Here is a 19,304-nt window from a genome sequence, read left to right on the forward strand (position 1 = left end):
CAGAATCAGGTGTTCTGGTACTCGCCGACCAGATGATAGCTGCGCACGGTGCGGCCATCCGGCTCCACGGAGTGCAAATGGACGTCATATCCCCACAGGCGGTGCACATGGCGCAGCATTTCGTTGACCTCGTTGTTCAACGGACGGCGCTCATTCAGCACATGCTGCAAAGTCAGGGAACGATCGCCACGCACATTGACCTTGTACACCTGGATGTCCGGTTCCTGCTGGCTGAGGTTGTATTGTTGGGAAAGCATTTCCCGTATCCGCCGGTAGCCTTCGTCGTTATGGATGGCCATGACATCGATGGTGTTCTTGCGGTCATCGTCTTCCAGCGCGAAGAAACGGAAATCACGGATCACCTTCGGCGACAGGAATTGCAGGATGAAGCTTTCATCCCGGTAATTGCGCATTACGTGATCCAGCGTCTCCAGCCAGTTGGAACCAGCAATGTCCGGGAACCAGCGCCGGTCTTCATCCGTCGGGTTTTCACAAATGCGGCGGATGTCGCCCATCATGGCGAACCCCAACGCATACGGATTGAGGCCACTGTAATAAGGGCTGTCAAAAGCAGGCTGCATCACCACATTGGTATGGGAAGTCAGGAACTCCATCATGAAGCCTTCGTCCACCAGCCCTTCGTCATACATTTCGTTGAGGATGGTGTAATGCCAGAAAGTCGCCCAGCCCTCGTTCATTACCTGCGTCTGGCGCTGCGGATAAAAATATTGCGCCACTTTGCGGACGATGCGGATGATTTCACGCTGCCACGTTTCCAGTGACGGCGAGTTCTTTTCGATGAAATACAGCAAGTTTTCCTGCGGATCTTCCGGAAAAATTTTGGCCGCCTTTTCTTCCTCGCGCTCTTTGCCCCGATGCGGCAAGGTGCGCCACAAATCATTCAGATGTTGCTGGATGTAAAGCTCGCGCTCTTTCTGGCGTTGCTGTTCCTCCGCTGCGGAAATGGGTGCCGGACGTTTGTAGCGGTCGACGCCGTAATTCATCAGTGCATGGCAGGAATCCAACAACACCTCCACCTGTTCGACGCCATAGCGTTCTTCGCATTGCGTGATGTACTTTTTGGCGAACATCAGGTAGTCGATGATGGCCTCGGCGTCCGTCCAGGTGCGGAACAGGTAGTTGCCCTTGAAGAAGGAGTTGTGCCCGTAGCAAGCGTGCGCAATCACCAGCGCCTGCATGGTCAGGGTGTTTTCCTCCATCAGGTAGGCAATGCAGGGGTTGGAATTGATGACGATTTCATACGCCAACCCCATACGCCCTCGGGTATAGTTCTGCTCCACATTGACGAAATGCTTGCCATAAGACCAGTGGTTGTAGAACACCGGCATACCGATGGAGGCGTAAGCGTCCATCATCTGGTCGGAACGGATGATCTCGATCTGGTTCGGGTAAGTGTCCAGCTTGAACTTGTCACGGGCAATACGGGCAATTTCACGCTCGTAGGTCTCGATGGTTTCAAACGTCCATTCCGAATCAGTCGAAATGTAGTGTTTTTCCCCATTTTCTGCCGCCATGTTGTCCATCAATCGACCTCCTCACCGGCATGTTTCCGGAACAACTCACGGAACACCGGGTAAATTTCGGCATTGTTGCGCACCCGCTGAATGGCGAAACGGTCGCCGAAATCACGCTGCAAGTGTTCATACAGATACCAGAGCCCCTGCGGGTCCCGGTCACCGATTTCGATATAGGTGTAATACTGGACGAAAGGCAGAATGCTGCTTACCAATGCATCGTGGCAATGTTGGTTATCTTCATGCCAGTTGTCGCCGTCGGACGCCTGCGCCACGTAGATATTCCACTGGTTGGGTGAATAGCGTTCCTCAAGGATTTCGCCCATTAGGTTGAGCGCGCTGGAAACCACTGTCCCGCCAGTCTCGCGGGCGTAGAAAAAGGTTTCCTCGTCCACTTCCTGCGCCTGGGTATGATGGCGGATGAACACCACCTCAATTTTTTCGTAATTCTTTTTCAGGAACAGATACAGCAGGAAAAAGAAACGTTTGGCTGTGTCCTTGATTTCCTGGGTCATTGAGCCGGACACATCCATCACACAAAACATCACCGCCTTGGGGGATGGCCTCGGCATCTTGACCTTGAGGTTGTATTTCAGGTCGAAATCATCCAGCCACGGGATGGCGTGTATCCTGACATTCAGGTGCGCCAGTTCCGCCTGCAACAAATCACGCTGTTCCGTCGCCTCATCATTGGGGTCACAACGGTCGAGCGCCGCCAGTTCCTCCAGTATTTCGCGGCGGCGGCGGCGATCCTTGCCGCGCAGGGCGATACGGCGGGCATGGGCGCTGCGCATGGAACGCACAATGTTGATCTGTGATGGGTTCCCAACTTCGCTGACACCGGCCCTGTGATAATCGAACGAATCCATGCTCAACAGTTGGCGCTTGACCATATTGGGCAGGGCAAGGTCTTCAAACAGGTATTCAAGAAATTCTTTCTGTGAAATCTGGAAAACGAAGTCATCCATCCCCTCGCCGCTGTTGGAGGCGTCGCCTGAGCCACTACCGCCTCCCCCACCACCGGGCGGACGCTGGATCCGGTCGCCCTCGATAAACTCCTTGTTGCCGGTATGTACAATATTACGTTTTCCACCCTGACCATGACGGAAAACCGGCTCGGAAATGTCGCGTTTGGGGATAGTGATGCTTTCCCCCTGCTCCATGTCCGTGATATTGCGGCGGCTGACGGCATCTGACACAGCGCGGCGAATCTGTTTCTGGTAACGCTTGAGGAAGCGCTCCCGATTCACCAGGCTCTTGTTTTTACTGTTCAGACGACGGTCAACGATATAAGCCATGTATGACGCTCCTTACTGCGACTTGCGCACACGCAGGTACCATTCAGCCAACAGGCGCACCTGTTTCTCAGTGTAGCCACGCTTCATCATGCGGTCGACGAAGTTGTCATGCTTGCGTTGCTCGTCCGCGCTGGATTTCGCGCCATAGGAAATGACCGGCAGCAGGTCTTCGGTGCTGGAGAACATTTTCATCTCGATCACACGGCGCAGTTTTTCATAACTGGTCCAGGCTGGGTTGCGGCCATTGTTGTTGGCGCGCGCGCGCAGCACAAAATTGACGATCTCGTTGCGGAAATCTTTCGGGTTGCTGATGCCTGCCGGTTTCTCGATCTTTTCCAGATCGGCGTTGAGCGCCGCCCGGTCAAGGAATTCGCCGGTTTCAGGGTCACGGAATTCCTGGTCTTGAATCCAGAAGTCGGCGTAGGTGACGTAGCGGTCGAACAGGTTCTGGCCATATTCGGAATAGGATTCGAGGTAAGCAGTCTGGATTTCCTTGCCGATAAAGTCCACATAACGCGGGGAGAGGTATTCCTTGATGAAGCGGATATAGCGCGCCTGGATTTCCGCCTGGAACTGTTCCTTCTCAATCTGGCGCTCCAGCACATACATCAGATGCACCGGATCAGCCGCCACCTCGGTGGCATCGTAGTTGAACACCTTGGAAAGAATCTTGAAAGCAAACCGGGTGGAAAGCCCACTCATGCCCTCATCCACGCCTGCCGTATCCTGGTATTCCTGGATAGTTTTGGCTTTTGGATCAATATCCTTCAGGTTCTCGCCGTCATAGATGCGCATTTTGGAATAGAGGCTGGAGTTTTCCGGCTCCTTCAGGCGTGACAGGACGATAAACTGCGCCAACATTTTGAGCGTATCCGGCGCACACGGGGACTTCGCCAGAGAGCTGTTCACCAGCAGCTTGTCATAAATCCTGATTTCTTCCGTCACCCGTAGGCAATAAGGCACCTTGACGATGGAAACGCGGTCAATGAATGCCTCATTATTGCGATTGTTTTTGAAACTTTGCCATTCTGATTCATTGGAATGCGCCAAAATGATGCCTGAGAATGGAATGGCACCGATGCTTTCCGTGCCGTTGAAGTTGCCTTCCTGGGTGGCGGTCAGCAACGGGTGCAGCACCTTGATTGGCGCCTTGAACATTTCCACGAACTCCATTAGCCCCTGGTTGGACAAGCACAACCCTCCGGAATAGCTGTAGGCGTCGGTGTCGTTCTGTGGGTAATCCTCCAGCTTGCGGATGTCCACCTTGCCGACCAGGGAGGAAATGTCCTGGTTGTTTTCATCACCCGGTTCGGTTTTGGAAACGGCAATCTGGTTGAGGCGTGAAGGGTGGCGTTTGACCACGCGGAACTTGGAAATGTCGCCGCCAAACTCGTGCAGGCGCTTGACCGCCCACGGCGACATAATGGTCTTCAAGTAGCGGCGCGGGATACCGTAATCCTCTTCCAGGATTGCGCCATCCTCTTCCACATTGAACAAGCCCAGTGGGGATTCATTGATAGGCGAACCCTTGATGGAATAGATCGGAGCCTTTTCAATCAGTGCTTTCAGGCGCTCTGCCAATGAGGATTTGCCGCCGCCCACCGGCCCCAGCAGATACAGCACCTGTTTGCTTTCCTCCAGCCCTTGCGCGGCATGGCGGAAGAAGGAGACGATCTGCTCAATGCAGTCTTCCATGCCATAAAATTCGGAAAAAGCCGGGTAACGGCGAATGATCTTATTGGCGAAAATCCGGCTCATACGTGGGTCGCGGGAGGTGTCGATCACCTCCGGTTCGCCGATGGCGTACAGCATCCGCTCCGCCGCAGTGGCGTAGGCCATCTGATCACGTTTGCAAATATCCAGGTACTCTTGCAACGAATATTCTTCTTCTTGTAAGGCTTCGTATCGGGACTGATAGTGATTGAATATGCTACTCATTTTGTACCCCTTTCACGGTGACTAACTGGGCGGTCATCTGCCCTGAGATTTCTTGCGCCAGACGACGATCATCATCTGATATTGACAGCTTGCAAGCCAAATGCCAAGTGACATGAAGCTGGGTGTTGTTGAATTCCTGTATGCACTTGAGGTTAGACTACAGTTATCAGAAAAAGTGTAATGGCTGACTTATTTTTAGATGCATGACTTTTCTAACCTTGCCGTCGTGTTCACAATTTACCCTTAAATTTGTTTTGCGCGCACCAATTAGCAGATAAACGGAGACACTGGGCAGCGCCGCCCAACGTTTTCCAAGACGCGAAACCAACAGGGGGAACAGGCGGCTGCAATCCCCCCGAAGTATAAGTTTGCGCCGGGTTTCATGCTATGATCTGCCCCGTCAACATCAGGATCAAGGAACATGTCGGAGCAGATTCCCCCGCCCCCCATCCTCACCAGCCGTGTCCGCACCCTGTCACGCTCCTCCGGCCTGCGTGTGTTCGCCGTTGCCTTGCTGGGGCTGTTGATGCTGGCCCCTCTGTACCTGGTAAGCAAGGTCGTGAACGAACGCAGTGCCTACTACAACAACGCCTTGCATAACATCGCCAGTTCCTGGGGGGGCAAACAGACGTTGGTTGGCCCGATATTGGTCATCCCTTATGTTGAACACCTTACCAGCGTCGACACGCTCACTGATGAAAATGGTGAAAATCGCGTGGTCAGCAAGGACATCTACAATGACCGGACTGCCGTCCTGTTGCCCGAAATGCTGGAAATCCGCACTGACCTGAAAGAGGAACATCGCCAGCGTGGCATCTATGATGCATTGGTTTATACCGCCAACCTGAGCCTCACCGGCAAATTCAACCATGAAGCGCTATCGGGTTCGGGCGAAGGGGAAAAGCGTATTTTGTGGGACAAGGCATTTGTCGCCATTGGCCTGGATGACACCCGCGCCATCGATACGGCTTCCAGTTTCTTCTGGAATGATGGCCGTATTGGGCTGGAGCCTGGAACCCTGCTTAACAAGCTGGCTCCAAACGGCTTCCATATACCCTTGCCAGTCAGTGCCAGCAGCAACACCACCAATGAGTTCAAGCTTACCCTCAGCCTGCGCGGCAGTGATGGGTTGTTCTTTGCGCCATTAGGGGAAAACACCGCCATCCGCATGACTTCCCCTTGGACACATCCGAGCTTCCAAGGTGAGTTGTTGCCGGACAAGTATGAAGTCAATGAACAAGGTTTCCATGCTGAATGGGACATCCCACATTTGGTGCGCAATTACCCGCAATCCTGGGTCATGGACGACAAGCAGGAATACGACCTGCGCCAGGCAACGGCGGGTGTGAATCTGTATGAGCCGACGACTTTGTATAGCCAGGTTATCCGTGCGGTAAAATATGGGGCATTGTTTATCGGCCTGACTTTCCTGGTGTTGCTGGCGATTGAACTTAGCCTGAAACAGCGTTTGCATGTCCTGCAATACGCCCTTGTCGGCGTGGCGTTGTCGCTGTTTTACCTGATCCTGTTGGCGCTGGCGGAGCAAGTCGGTTTCCTCTACGCCTATCTGGCCGCTTCGGCCACAACAGTCCTCATTATCACGCTGTATATCGGGGCCATACTGCGCAACAGCCGCCAGATCCTGATTATTTTCCTGACGTTGGCGGCGTTGTATGGATTCCTGTATCTGCTATTGCAGATGGAGGATTACGCCCTGCTGGCAGGTGCCGCCCTGCTGGCGCTGACAACCAGCATCATGATGTATGTCACCCGTCATCTGAAACCGAATGGCTGACAGCAGTTTCCTGGGCAGATGAAGTGGAACCGTCAACCGGCTTTTTGCGGGGCCGACGGCGGCGTCTCTTTTTCTGCTCGCCATTGCCTTCGGCTGCTGCCTCCACCACTGAGGAAACCGCCTCAGCAGGAACAGCAGCGGCGGGCGGTTCACCATCGCTTTTCGTTTTTTCCCTGTGCCGGGTTGGACGTTTGTCGTTACGGCGGCCATCCCCCCGCCTGTTGTTGTCATGCGGACGCCCTGCCCGCTCCCGCTGGGTGCGTTGCGGGCGCTGCAAATCGGTGGGAAGCAGATCCGCAGTGATTTTTTCCACCGGCACGGCTTTGCCGGTGTATTCCTCGATTTCCGGCAGGTAGAAAGCGGTGTCTTCGCAAGCGAAACTATGCGCTTCGCCGGAGGCACCTGCACGGGCGGTGCGCCCGATCCGGTGAACGTAATCCTCCGCCATTTGCGGCAGGTCGAAATTGAACACATGGGAAACATCCGGAATGTGCAGCCCGCGTGCGGCCACATCAGTGGCGATCAGCACCTGAAACTCGCCGGACTCGAACGAACGCAGCAATTTTTCGCGCTTGTTCTGCCGCACATCCCCGGAAATCAGGTCGGAACGGACGCCATTCCCCCGCAGGTAATCATCAATTTTTTCCGCAATGTGTTTGGTGTTGACGAATACAATCGCCCGGAACGGGTTCAGCTTGCGGATCAGGCCAATCAGCAGGGGGATCTTCTCTTCATTCGCCGGGAAGTAGACATGCTCGGCTATGTTGTCAGCCCGCACGGATTCCGCCTCGATCTGAACCTGCTGCGGATTGTTCATGTGCTCATAAGCCAGTTCCAGCACCCGCTGCGACAGCGTGGCGGAGAACAGCATGTTCAAGCGTTTGGTCGGTGGCGGCATTTTACGGATGAGATAGCGCACATCTGCAATGAAGCCCATGTCAAACATGCGGTCGGCCTCATCCAGCACCAGCGCCTGCGCATATTGCAGGGTAAAAACATGCTGTTTCCAATAGTCGATCACCCGCCCTGGCGTACCGATCAGGACATCCACCGGGTCTTCGAACTGGCGGCGCTGTTTGTCATAGCCTGCACCACCATACACCAGCACTGGACGCAATCCTGTGTGCTTGCCTAACTCCTCAGCGTCACGGGCAATCTGGATGGCCAGCTCACGGGTCGGAGCCAGAATCAGGCTGCGCACCGCCCCCCCTTCCGGATTTGGCAATGGATTATTCAGCAAATGTTGGAAGACTGAAACCAGAAAAGCGCCGGTTTTGCCCGTGCCTGTCTGCGCCTGTCCTGCGACATCCCGGCCTGCCAATGCCAAGGGCAGCGTCTCCGCTTGGATGCGTGAGCAGAATTCAAAACCAGCCTCCTGGATAGAGGCCAACAAGCGCCCATCCAGTTGGAACTCATCGAAACGTGTTTGACTTAAGTAGAGATTTTCCATTCTGCGAGAATATCACACTGACCCTGCATGGCGTCACAAAAAGCAAAGCGCCACGCCATTTTTTCAGGAAGCGCATTTGGCAGCGCATATTGTCGACAGACAAACCAATTAATGTCGACAATGTTCTAATATTTTGATGGAAATCAGATAAAGCGTATTCTAAAAGTCAACATTATGGACTATTATCTTTCGCCTCCTTTTAACATCCAGGCAATATTGTCGACATCGAACGCGCTACCGGAGGCGTATTATGACTGCAACAGCCGCACTGGCAGAACATCTCGCCAGCACATTGGGACTTCAAAATCTGCAACACATTTATTGGAACCAGTCTTCGCCAGTTCTATACGAACAGGCTCTCAACCGGAGTGAGGGTAAAATCAGCGAAGATGGCGTATTCGTTGCTTATACCGGTTCTTTTACCGGACGCGCGCCCAATGACAAGTTTACGGTCGATGATGTTGGCACCCACGACAACGTCTGGTGGGGAAAGGTCAACAAATCCTTGTCTGAAGAGCAGTTTGACCGGCTACTGGCAGAGGCTCTCCAGTTCCTGGAAGGAAAGGAAGTTTTTGTGCAGGATCTGTTGGCCGGTGCCAGCACGGCTGACGAACTGCCAGTCCGTATCATCACCCAATATGCTTGGCACGCCTTATTCTCCCGCAATATGTTCATCCGCCCGGATGACCTTGGCCGCACACTCGAGGTGACAGATCCAAAATTTACGGTCATCCATGTGCCCGACATGCAGGCTGACCCAGCGGTTCATGGCACGCATTCCAGCACTTTCGTCCTGCTGAACCTGACTCGTGGCCTGATCCTGATTGGCGGCACCCATTATGCGGGTGAAATCAAAAAATCCATTTTCTCAGTGCTGAATTACCTGTTGCCGCAACGCGGCATCATGTCCATGCATGCCTCCGCCAATGTTGGCAAGGATGGCGATGTCGCTATCCTGTTCGGCTTGTCCGGCACCGGCAAAACCACCTTGTCCGCTGACCCTAACCGCGCCCTGATTGGTGACGACGAGCATGGCTGGAGCGATCACGGCGTCTTCAATCTGGAAGGTGGCTGCTACGCCAAAGTCATCAATTTGTCGCCAGAGCAGGAACCATTGATCTATAAAACCACCCAGACATTCGGCACTGTGCTGGAAAACGTGGTCATGGATCAGGTGACCCGCAAGCTAAAGCTGGATGACAACAGCATTACCGAAAATACCCGCGCCAGCTACCCAATCACCCAGATTCCTGGAGCCTTGTACCCAGGCAAAGCAGGCCACCCCAAGCACATTATCATGCTGACTTGCGATGCTTTCGGTGTATTGCCGCCGATTTCAAAATTGACGACCGAACAGGCGATGTACCACTTCATTTCTGGCTACACCGCCAAAGTGGCGGGCACGGAAAAAGGCGTCACCGAGCCGAGCGCCACGTTCAGCACCTGTTTCGGCGCGCCGTTCATGGCACTGCATCCGTCGGTCTACGCCGGATTGCTCGGCAAGAAAATCAATGAACATGGCGTTTCCTGTTGGCTGGTCAACACCGGCTGGAGCGGCGGCGGCTATGGCGTTGGCAAGCGTATGAACATCCACCATACCCGTAGCATGGTCAATGCCGCGCTGAACGGCGAACTGAATGAGGTGGAAACCCGTACTGACCCGATTTTTGGGCTGAATATTCCAGTGTCCTGCCCTGACGTTCCGGCTGAAGTGCTTGACCCCTCTTCCACTTGGGCGGATAAGGCGGCTTATCAAGACAAAGCCACCCAATTGGCGATGTCTTTCCACCAGAATTTCACCCAGTACAGCGATGGCGTTGCAGAAGAAATTTTGGCCGCCGCCCCGCTCGCAGGACGTTCCTGACCCCATTGCTCTGTTTTGATTTTTTTGAAGGCCGTGTTGACACAGTGAACACGGCTTTTTTTATGCGCCCAAACATCACATCCCATCTATAAAACGAAAAATATTTCGATAAATATATTTTGCTTACTTGATATACAAAATCCCCTCCATTTCACCTTGATATGTACTATTTTTAAACAATAGATAACAGAGAGAAAAGGCTCCAACAGAGCAATTGGAGCAGTAAGGTCAAACAATGGAAAAGGATGGTTGTTATGGATGCAAAGAAAACCCTTATAGTTCCTTTATCAGTCCTGCTGTTTTCCGGCACAGTGTTTTCCGCGCCTGAAAACAAGACTGACAAAGCGGCTGACACGATTATCATGACGACATGGAACCGTGGGCCTGTAATGAGCGCCATTGAGCTGGAAATCAGGCAGCTCGACAATAATAGTGTTGTTGAAAAGACAAAAAAACATTCCACCGTGCTCGCATTGGCACCGGGGAACTATATGGCGACGGCCAAGATGAACAATATTGTCCGCAACCGCACATTTTCTGTCATAGACCATACGCCCGTGAATGTTGTCATTGCGATGGATGAATAATCAAGCATCAACCATAACAGATGGCTGGCGCATCAAGCTGTTCAGCCTGGATATCAAGAAGGCGCAGGCAATTGCGGGGCATTTATCTTTTGTTTGGCAAACTGCTTGCCCCGCCGAAATTCCTGTAAAAAATACTGCCGTGCTTTTTTCATATCAAAGTCTTGCAATGTCCCTCCGGCAGCGAAATGCCGGGTAAAAACCTTGCCCGTCGCATAAGTTAATCCACCCGCAGTCACACTCACGCCAGCACCACCGACGATGGAGCCAACACCAGGCAAAGCCTTGAAGACACTGGAAACACCTGCCACACCTGCCACTGGCAACACCCCCAGAATAAAAGAACGCGCGACCGCCCTTTCAATCTTTGAATAACGTATGTCATATAATTTGACCAGATCATCCACCATTTTGAATTGGATATTGGTCAAGGCCACGACATCCAACAACGGCACGGGAATCAACCCCATCGCCATTGCCTGCACAACATTGGATTTGACGATACTGTCGGCTTTTGCCACGCAAGCAGCCCGTTTGCCAGCTTTCAGGCGCGCCTGTTCAGATTGCTCCGCCAAGGCTGAACCTTCAGCCACGGGTTGCCAGCCATCCCCGGTTTCTTCCGCCATTTACAACACCCCTCCTTTGAGCTGTCGAGATTACGAGGCTGACGCGCGTGCGTTGTTTCGTTTTGTCCCATTGATTTCGCTGCGGATGTCCTGCACGACGCGTTTGCCTGCCTCCAGTTCGCGCCGGAAGAACGCCTGCACCGATTTGGGATCAAAATCTTCCAAGGTTCCGCCTGCTTCAAAATGCAGGATAAAGGTTTGCCCTACCGCATACGCGATGGCTCCCGCCAGCACGCTCAATCCGGCGCTGCCCGCCAGTGAGCCGATGCCGGGCATCAACTTGGCGAAACTGCTCAACCCAGCGATCGCCATGACCGGCGTTGCCCCTCCCAACAAGGAAAACAATAACGGCTTGAGCTCCCGCTCCCGCACCGGCACGCCATAATGCGCGCCAAGGCTGCGCAACAGGCTGATTTGCACAGCGGTCAGGGCAGACACGTCAAACAGGGGAATGGGCACCAACCCCACGCCAAGGCTCGCAATGATGTGATTTTTGACGATGCTGCCAGCAGTGATTTCCTGCACCTCGGCAGCGATCATTTCAGCTTCCGTCACAGCGTCCACAACTGGGTTTCCCTGGATAACCTCAGTGGGGTCAATGGGCGCATTGCCGCCCTGCCCTGCTGTTGATGCTGCTTCTGATGATGACATTTTTCCCAACCTCACACGCAAGTTGCAACACTAGCCTTTTCTGGCTTGCACAAAATGCCATAACTCTACCATAGTCAAAATAAGGGGAATGCCGGGAGAAGGGTGGCTTGTAACAAAAATTAACAATTCCGTCTGCACCATCCGAAATATTGGCGGCGTTTGAAACAACAAAGCCGCCCAATGGGCGGCTCTGCATGTTGGGAGCGGTGTTGCGGCTTTACGCCATCGCCAGCATCAGGCTGTTCAGGCGATGCACGAAACCTGCCGGGTCTTCCAACTGCCCGCCTTCGGCCAGGATCGCCTGATCCAGCAGCACGCTGGACCACTCGGCAAAACGGTCGTCGTCGGTTTCCGCTTCCATGCGCTTGAGCAATGGATGCGTCGGGTTGATTTCCAGCACCGGCTTGTTGACCGGCATTTCATGGCCTGCCTGCTTGAGCAGTTGCTGCATGTACAGCGCCATGTCGTGTTCGCCCAACACGATGCAGGAAGGCGAAGAGGTCAGGCGGTGGGAAACCTTCACGTCTTCCACTTTCTCAGCCAACACTTTCTTGATGTGCTCGACGATGTTCCGTGCTTCGGCTTCGACTTTTTCCTGTTCCTGCTTGTCTTCTTCCGTTTCGAGCTTGGACAGATCCAGGTCGCCCTTGGCGACGGATTGCAGGGATTTGCCATCGAATTCCATCAGGTGCTGCACCAGCCATTCGTCCACACGGTCGGAGAGCAGCAGCACTTCGATGCCTTTCTTGCGGAACACTTCCAGATGCGGGCTATTTTTCGCCGCAGTGTGGGTGTCGGCAGTGATGTAGTAGATTTTGTCCTGGCCTTCCTTCATGCGGGCGATATAGTCCGGCAGGGAAACTTTTTGCTCGGTGTTGTCATCCAGGGTGGAGGAGAAGCGCAGCAGTTTGGCGATTTCTTCACGGTTGCTGAAGTCCTCGCCGGGGCCTTCCTTGAGCACACGGCCAAACTCTTTCCAGAATTTCTGGTATTTTTCCGGCTCGTTAGCCGCCATGTTTTCCAGCAGGCCAAGGATTTTCTTCACCGAACCGCTTTTCATGCTTTCGATGACCTTGTTGCCTTGCAGGATTTCACGCGACACATTCAACGGCAGGTCGTTGGAATCCAGTACGCCGCGCACGAACCGCAGGTAACGCGGCATCAGCTTGTTTTCCTTGTCTTCCATGATGAAAACGCGCTGCACGTACAGTTTCAGGCCGTGGTTATGGTCGCGGTCAAACAGGTCGAACGGCGCTTTGGATGGCAGATACAGCAACGACGTGTACTCATATTTGCCTTCGACACGGTTGTGGCTCCAGGCCAGCGCATCTTCCCAGTCGTGGGAAACGTGCTTGTAAAATTCCTGGTATTCCTCTTCCTTGACGTCTGACTTGGAGCGCGTCCACAGCGCATTGGCCTTATTGACGGTTTCCCATTCTTCCGTCTGCTTGCCTTCTTCCTGTTTGCGCATGTTGACTGGCAGCGGGATATGGTCGGAATACTGGCGGATAATATTGCGCAACCGCCAACCGTCGGCCAGCAGCTTTTCCTCTTCCTTCAGGTGCAGCACGATCTCGGTGCCGCGCGTGGTTTTGTCCACCTGCTCCAGTGTGTAGCCGGATTGCGCGTCGGATTCCCAGCGCACGCCTTCGGACGCAGCAGTCCCCGCACGTCGGGTGGTCAGCGTGACCTTGTCAGCGACGATGAAGGAGGAATAAAAACCGACCCCGAACTGGCCGATCAGGTGTGAATCCTTCTGCTGGTCGCCGGTCAGTTTGCTTAAGAATTCCTTGGTGCCGGATTTGGCGATCGTGCCAATATTGGTGACGACTTCATCACGGCTCATGCCGATGCCGTTGTCGCGCACGGTGACCGTGCCTGCCTGGCTGTCGAATTCCACCTCCACGCGCAGGTCGCCATCGTTTTCGTACAGGCTGTCATTGCCAATGGCTTCGAAACGCAGCTTGTCGCAGGCGTCTGAACCATTGGAAATCAGCTCGCGCAGAAAAATTTCCTTGTTGGAATACAGCGAGTGGATCATCAGATGCAAAAGCTGGTTCACTTCCGTCTGGAATTGCATGTTTTCCTTGTTGGCGGAGTCAGTCATCGGTTGTTGGTCCTCATAATCTTGTTCGTTTGCTGAACGAAATGTGGGGCTGGGGGCAGGGATTTCAAGAGCATATTCTGACTCACCCACCACAAACTTACCGCTGGCAATTTATTCTGCCGACAAACAGGGGACTTGCTTCTAGGCAGAAAGCGCCTGAACCAATTGGCGGGACAACAGCTCACGGGCTTGGTTTTCCAACGTTTCCAGGCCACATGCGCCGATAATTTCGTCCGCAAAGCCGCTGCAAATCATATTGACTGCCTGGGCGTGCGGGATGCCGCGTGAACGCAGGTAAAACAGCATTTCCTCATCGATTTGCCCAACCGTCGTCCCATGGCTGCATTGCACATCATCGGCATAGATTTCCAGCCGGGGCTTGGTGGCGATTTCGGCGTCACGCGACAGCAACAGATTGTCGTTGCTGAGACGGGCATCGGTTTTCTGCGCATCCGGCCTGACTTCGATATTGCCGTCGAACACCGCCTTGCCCTGGCCGTGCAGGATGCCCTTGAAACGGGAACGGCTGACGCAGCCGGGAAGGTTGTGGATCACATCCAGATGCATGCCGTGCGATTGCCGGTCGCCGGACAGATAAAAACCATCCAGCCCGCAATCCGCCCCTGCCCCGCTGAAGCCAACATGGAATTCCGAGCGTGACCAAGCGCCGCCCAATGCCAGCGTGACGCCCCGGTAACGGCTATCCGCCGCTTGCCGCAGGTACAGGCTGTTCAGGTGGCGGGTGCGCAAGCTTTCATTCTGCAAGCGTGGGTGATGCAGTTGCGCCCCAGCTTCCAGAAAAATCTCCGTCACCACATTGTTCAGGCGCAGGGTATCGCCAACGTGGGCGTAATGCTCAACCACCGTCGCCTGTGCGCCTTCCTCCAGCACCAGCAGCAGGCGCGGCTGGGCGAGGCGCTCGCTTTCGAAGCTGACGCTGATGTGCAAGATTTCCAGCGGGCTTGCCAACACCGCGCCCGCCGGAATCCGGACATAAACGCCCTCGCCCAACATCGCCATATTCAGTGCGGCAAACAAATGGGCTTGTTCGCCGCTGAGTTCGCCCACCCGGGCCAACACCGTCTTGTCGCCGCCCGCCAACGCCGTGCGCAACGGCTGAATCTGCACCGAGCCATCATCCGGCAGGGTGGAAAAGCCGGGCATAAAGAAACCGTTCAGCAGGACGATGCACGGGTTGCCTGCATCCGTCAGCCGCAGTTGCGCCACATCATCGGCGTACAGCAATTCTTCTTCCGGTTCCGCCGGTTGGAACAGTTGCTCCAGCAACGGCGGCAACGGGGTGTAACGCCAACTTTCGCTGCGCCGGTCGGGCAAAGGCAGTTCCTGCACCTGCATAACCGCATGCAGCTGCCGTCGGCTGAGCCAGTCATGCGCAACGCCGGACTGGTCTGCCGCCAGCCGCCGGTAATGTTGCAGGACGTTAGGCGCGCTGTTCATGCCGCCTCCTGCTGAATCCAGCCGTAACCTTTTTCCTCCAGCTCCAGCGCCAAGGATTTGTCACCGGTGCGGATGATTTTGCCGCCACTGAGCACATGCACCACATCCGGCTCGATGTAATCCAACAGGCGCTGGTAGTGGGTGATCACCAGCATGGAGCGTTCCGGGTTGCGCAGGTTGTTGACGCCTTGCGCGACAATTTTCAGCGCATCAATGTCGAGGCCGGAATCGGTTTCATCCAGGATCGCCAGCGACGGCTCCAGCAGCGTCATTTGCAGGATTTCGTTGCGTTTCATCTCGCCGCCAGAAAAGCCGGTGTTGACATAACGCTTGAGCAGGGTTTCGTCCATATTCAGCGCTTTCAGTTTGCTGCGGACTAGCCGCATGAACTCCACCGACGTCAGCTCAGGCTCGCCGCGCGCCTTGCGGATGGCGTTCAGCGACTGGTGCATGAAATAGGTGTTGTTGACGCCGGGGATTTCCACCGGATACTGGAAAGCCATGAAGATGCCCCGATGGGCTCGCTCTTCAGGCTCCAGTTCCAGCAGGTTCTCGCCCTTCCAGGTAACGGTGCCCCCAGTGACCTTGTATTCCTCACGGCCCGCCAGCGCCTTCGACAAGGTGCTTTTGCCGGAACCATTTGGCCCCATGATGGCGTGGACTTCGCCCGGCTTGATCTCCAGGCTCAACCCTTTGAGAATTTCCTTCCCATTGACGGCCACATGCAACTCTTTGACTGACAACATTGTTTTGCTCCTCACCCAACTGCGCCTTCCAGGCTGATCGCCAACAGCTTGCGCGCTTCCACCGCAAACTCCATCGGCAGTTCCTTGAACACTTCCTTGCAAAAGCCGTTGACGATCATCGACACGGCGTCCTCTTCCGCCAAGCCGCGCTGACGGCAATAGAACAACTGGTCTTCACCAATCTTGGAAGTGGTGGCTTCGTGCTCAACCCGGGCGGTCGGGTTGGCCACTTCGATATAGGGGAACGTGTGCGCGCCGCATTTGTCGCCAATCAGCAGCGAGTCGCACTGGGTGTGGTTGCGGCCATTTTCCGCGCCCCGATTCATCCGCACCAGCCCACGGTAGGCGTTCTGCCCACGGTCGGCGGAAATGCCTTTGGAAACGATGGTGCTGCGGGTGTTTTTGCCGACATGGATCATTTTCGTGCCGGTGTCAGCCTGCTGCGCGCCGCGGGTGACGGCGACGGAATAGAATTCGCCGACCGCATCATCGCCCTTGAGGATGCAACTGGGGTATTTCCAGGTAATCGCCGAGCCGGTTTCCACTTGCGTCCAGGAAATGTGCGCCCGGTCGCCTGCGCACAGGCCGCGCTTGGTGACGAAGTTGTAAATGCCGCCTTTGCCGTTTTCATCGCCGGGATACCAATTCTGCACGGTGGAATACTTGATGTGCGCATCCTCCAGCGCGATCAGCTCGACCACGGCGGCGTGCAGTTGGTTTTCATCCCGTTGCGGCGCGGTGCAGCCTTCCAGATAGCTGACATAGGCACCCTTCTCGGCAATGATCAAGGTGCGCTCAAACTGGCCGGTATTGCGTTCGTTGATGCGGAAATAGGTGGAAAGCTCCATCGGGCAGCGCACGCCCGGCGGTATGTAGACGAAGGTGCCATCGGTGAATACGGCGGCGTTGAGCGCGGCGAAATAATTGTCGCCCTGCGGCACCACGCTACCGAGGTATTGTTGCACCAGACCGGGATATTCCCGCATCGCCTCCGAAATCGAGCAGAAAATCACGCCAGCATCCGCCAATTGTTTGCGGAAAGTGGTCGCCACCGACACACTGTCGAACACTGCGTCAACCGCCACCCCGGCGAGCATTTTCTGCTCTTGCAAGGGAATGCCGAGTTTCTCATAAGTGCGCAGCAATTCCGGGTCGACCTCATCCAGGCTTTTCGGCGCGGTATTGGCGGATTTGGGTGCGGAAAAATAGGAAATCGCCTGGTAATCGATCCGCGGATAATGCAGGTGCGCCCACGTCGGCTCCTCCATCGCCAGCCACTTGCGGAATGCCTGCAAGCGCCATTCCAGCATGTAGGCGGGTTCAGCCTTTTTGGCGGAAATAAAGCGGATGACATCCTCATCCAGCCCCGGCGGCACGGTGTCGGATTCAATCTGCGTGGTAAAACCGGCTTCGTAGCCTGTGCGGCGCATTTGTTCAATTTGCCGTTGTGCTGCGTCCATTCCCTCTGCCTTTAATAGTTGAGTAATTCACTGAGGAATATAGGCATGCTGAGGGTAACCCGCAAATAGGCTTGTGGAATGTGGATGAATTGCTGGCCGCTACGCCGTTGGGCAGAGGAACCTTTCCTTAACAGTAATCCCAGCGCCAGGCAGGTTTCTGCGCCACTAACGTTGGCCCAGCTATACTGATGGGCAAGAAAACTGGAGGAAACCCATGAGCACTGAAACACACCTGACCCCTGATGCCCAGCAAACAGAAGCACCCGCCTGCAACGCGATTGACCGCATCCTGCACTCCCGCAGCAAGGATTTGGGTGGATTTTCCGTGCGCCGCCTGTTGCCGGACAGCAAGCAGCGCAAGGTCGGCCCGTGGGTATTCTTCGATCACATGGGGCCCGCTGAATTCGCCCCAGGCCCTGGCATCAATGTCAGGCCGCACCCGCATGTCAATTTGGCGACGGTGACTTACCTGTTCGAAGGCGAGATCCTGCACCGGGATTCGCTGGGCAGCCTGCAAACCATCCGCCCTGGCGACATCAACCTGATGGTGGCCGGTCGCGGCATCGTCCATTCCGAACGGGAAACACCGGCGGCGCAGCAAACCACCCGCCGCCTGCACGGCCTGCAACTGTGGCTGGCCCTGCCTGACGCTGATGAGGAAACCGACCCGGCTTTCCTGCATTACCCATCCGCAGACATCCCGACGGTGATGGTGGGCGATGTGCCGGTGCGGGTGATGGTCGGCAGCGCCTACGGTGTGGCCTCCCCGGTCAAAACTTTCGCCCAAACCCTGTACTTGGAAGCTGACCTGAAAACCGGCCAGCCATTGACCCTGCCGGATACGGTGGCCGAACGCGCCCTTTACATCGCGTCCGGCGGCTTGCAGGCGGATGGCGAAAACCTGCCGGAATATTCCATGGCCATCCTCAAAACGGGCGCTGAAGCAACGGTCACCGCCACACAGGACAGCCGCATCGCCCTGATCGGCGGGGAAGCCATGCCTGAGCGCTATGTCTGGTGGAATTTTGTTTCAAGCCGCAAGGAGCGCATCGGACAAGCCGCCCAGGCGTGGAAAGATGGGCTGTTCCCACTGCCGCCGGGGGATGAGGAAGAATTTATTCCCTTGCCGGAATAAGCCATCTTTTTGCTAGAATAAGCGCACTTGGGTTTCAGGGAGAATCAATAGGATGGCATTGCTGGCTTCCATGGGCATCATGCTGGTTTTGTTTGGCGTGACCGCGCTGATTATCGGCGGCGCACGCCATTTCTTCCCATTTGTGGAGGAATATATCCCGGAAGAATTCAAAAAACCGCTGTCAATCCGGTTTTCAGCCTATTACCTGCTGGCCGGGTTGCTGCTGATACTGATCCAACCGGTTTGAAGGTTGTGTCAGGCAAACCGCCAACCGCAGCATCAGAAACGGTATTGCCATTCCAGCCGGTTTTTCTTCATCCGCCAATGCGTCTTCCCACCGCCATCCTGGGTGAACAGCCGGTCATACAGGCTGTCGTAAACATTTTCACGCACATTGTCCCGCATGCTGTTATAGCTGGCGCGTCTGGCCTCGCAATCCGCCAGATACGGCGCTGCGCTGCGGCATAAGCGCAGATCCAGATCCGGGTTGCTGGAGCGCAGGGTGAAAGGCTGTTCCATCAACTGTAAATCCCGATAGGCGACCCGGCTGGTTTCACAGCCGCTGACAACCAGCAGCATCCCTCCTGCCAGCAAGCCCTTTACTAATGTCTGTTTCATTGTTGGATACTCGTTATTAATTTTGCTTACGGGAATATT

The 19,304-nt window shown here is 55.0% G+C and carries 16 protein-coding genes; 5 read left to right on the top strand and 11 right to left on the bottom strand.

Translation table 11 applies throughout. From position 1 onward, the window contains the following. Window positions 1-5 precede the first annotated feature (5 nt). The 3 genes from VSS37_RS16940 to VSS37_RS16950 are packed head-to-tail and all read right to left on the bottom strand — an operon-like array spanning window position 6 to window position 4,771. Window positions 6-1,544 (bottom strand): SpoVR family protein, encoded by a 1,539-nt coding sequence (locus VSS37_RS16940; RefSeq protein WP_324697109.1) that lies wholly within the window; start codon window positions 1,542-1,544, stop codon window positions 6-8. After that, window positions 1,544-2,833, bottom strand: a complete 1,290-nt coding sequence (locus VSS37_RS16945; RefSeq protein ID WP_324697111.1) for a YeaH/YhbH family protein — start codon at window positions 2,831-2,833, stop codon at window positions 1,544-1,546. The genes VSS37_RS16940 and VSS37_RS16945 overlap by 1 nt, the downstream gene beginning before the upstream one ends. Window positions 2,834-2,845: 12 nt before the next feature. Beyond that, entirely contained in the window at window positions 2,846-4,771 is a 1,926-nt protein-coding gene (locus VSS37_RS16950) for a PrkA family serine protein kinase (RefSeq protein ID WP_324697112.1), read from the bottom strand. Window positions 4,772-5,192: 421 nt separating this feature from the next. Between VSS37_RS16950 and creD the strand changes: the two genes are divergently transcribed. Further along, window positions 5,193-6,566 (top strand): cell envelope integrity protein CreD, encoded by a 1,374-nt coding sequence (gene creD / locus VSS37_RS16955; protein ID WP_324697113.1) that lies wholly within the window; start codon window positions 5,193-5,195, stop codon window positions 6,564-6,566. Here creD and VSS37_RS16960 read toward each other — a convergent pair. Next, complete coding sequence (locus VSS37_RS16960) at window positions 6,538-8,016, bottom strand: DEAD/DEAH box helicase (RefSeq protein WP_324697114.1); 1,479 nt, start codon at window positions 8,014-8,016, stop codon at window positions 6,538-6,540. The two genes, creD and VSS37_RS16960, sit on opposite strands and share 29 nt — an antisense overlap. A 250-nt stretch (window positions 8,017-8,266) precedes the next feature. Between VSS37_RS16960 and pckA the strand changes: the two genes are divergently transcribed. After that, window positions 8,267-9,880: a phosphoenolpyruvate carboxykinase (ATP) gene (gene pckA / locus VSS37_RS16965; RefSeq protein ID WP_324697116.1), complete on the top strand. Its 1,614-nt coding sequence runs from the start codon at window positions 8,267-8,269 to the stop codon at window positions 9,878-9,880. Between the two features lie 254 nt (window positions 9,881-10,134). Further along, on the top strand, window positions 10,135-10,467 hold the full coding sequence (locus VSS37_RS16970) for a hypothetical protein (RefSeq protein WP_324697118.1): 333 nt from the start codon (window positions 10,135-10,137) through the stop codon (window positions 10,465-10,467). A 53-nt stretch (window positions 10,468-10,520) separates the two neighbouring features. Here the strand turns inward: VSS37_RS16970 and VSS37_RS16975 are convergent, their stop codons facing one another. From VSS37_RS16975 to sufB, 6 genes are all read right to left on the bottom strand, one after another. Next, the gene (locus VSS37_RS16975) at window positions 10,521-11,090 is read right to left on the bottom strand and encodes a YcjF family protein (protein ID WP_324697120.1); all 570 of its coding nucleotides are present in this window, start codon (window positions 11,088-11,090) and stop codon (window positions 10,521-10,523) included. 30 nt (window positions 11,091-11,120) lie between these two features. Next, a complete protein-coding gene (locus VSS37_RS16980) occupies window positions 11,121-11,741 on the bottom strand; it encodes a YcjF family protein (protein WP_324697122.1) in 621 nt (206 codons plus the stop codon). A 217-nt stretch (window positions 11,742-11,958) separates the two neighbouring features. Beyond that, window positions 11,959-13,848 (bottom strand): molecular chaperone HtpG, encoded by a 1,890-nt coding sequence (gene htpG, locus VSS37_RS16985; RefSeq protein WP_324697124.1) that lies wholly within the window; start codon window positions 13,846-13,848, stop codon window positions 11,959-11,961. Between the two features lie 141 nt (window positions 13,849-13,989). Then, window positions 13,990-15,306, bottom strand: a complete 1,317-nt coding sequence (gene sufD / locus VSS37_RS16990) for a Fe-S cluster assembly protein SufD (RefSeq protein ID WP_324697126.1) — start codon at window positions 15,304-15,306, stop codon at window positions 13,990-13,992. Then, window positions 15,303-16,052: a Fe-S cluster assembly ATPase SufC gene (sufC, locus tag VSS37_RS16995; RefSeq protein ID WP_324697128.1), complete on the bottom strand. Its 750-nt coding sequence runs from the start codon at window positions 16,050-16,052 to the stop codon at window positions 15,303-15,305. Before sufC ends, sufD begins: the two co-directional genes overlap by 4 nt. An 11-nt stretch (window positions 16,053-16,063) precedes the next feature. Then, a complete protein-coding gene (sufB, locus tag VSS37_RS17000) occupies window positions 16,064-17,512 on the bottom strand; it encodes a Fe-S cluster assembly protein SufB (protein ID WP_324697130.1) in 1,449 nt (482 codons plus the stop codon). 214 nt (window positions 17,513-17,726) lie between these two features. Here sufB and VSS37_RS17005 point away from each other — a divergent pair, with 214 nt between their 5' ends. Continuing rightward, window positions 17,727-18,647 (top strand): pirin family protein, encoded by a 921-nt coding sequence (locus VSS37_RS17005; protein WP_324697131.1) that lies wholly within the window; start codon window positions 17,727-17,729, stop codon window positions 18,645-18,647. 52 nt (window positions 18,648-18,699) lie between these two features. Further along, window positions 18,700-18,894 carry a hypothetical protein gene (locus tag VSS37_RS17010; RefSeq protein WP_324697132.1) on the top strand — a complete coding sequence of 65 codons (195 nt, stop codon included), beginning with the start codon at window positions 18,700-18,702 and terminating at the stop codon, window positions 18,892-18,894. 32 nt (window positions 18,895-18,926) lie between these two features. Here the strand turns inward: VSS37_RS17010 and VSS37_RS17015 are convergent, their stop codons facing one another. Continuing rightward, complete coding sequence (locus VSS37_RS17015) at window positions 18,927-19,265, bottom strand: hypothetical protein (RefSeq protein WP_324697134.1); 339 nt, start codon at window positions 19,263-19,265, stop codon at window positions 18,927-18,929. Window positions 19,266-19,304 lie beyond the last annotated feature (39 nt).

It is taken from the genome of Candidatus Thiothrix phosphatis (assembly GCF_035668035.1).
Taxonomy (GTDB): domain Bacteria; phylum Pseudomonadota; class Gammaproteobacteria; order Thiotrichales; family Thiotrichaceae; genus Thiothrix; species Thiothrix phosphatis.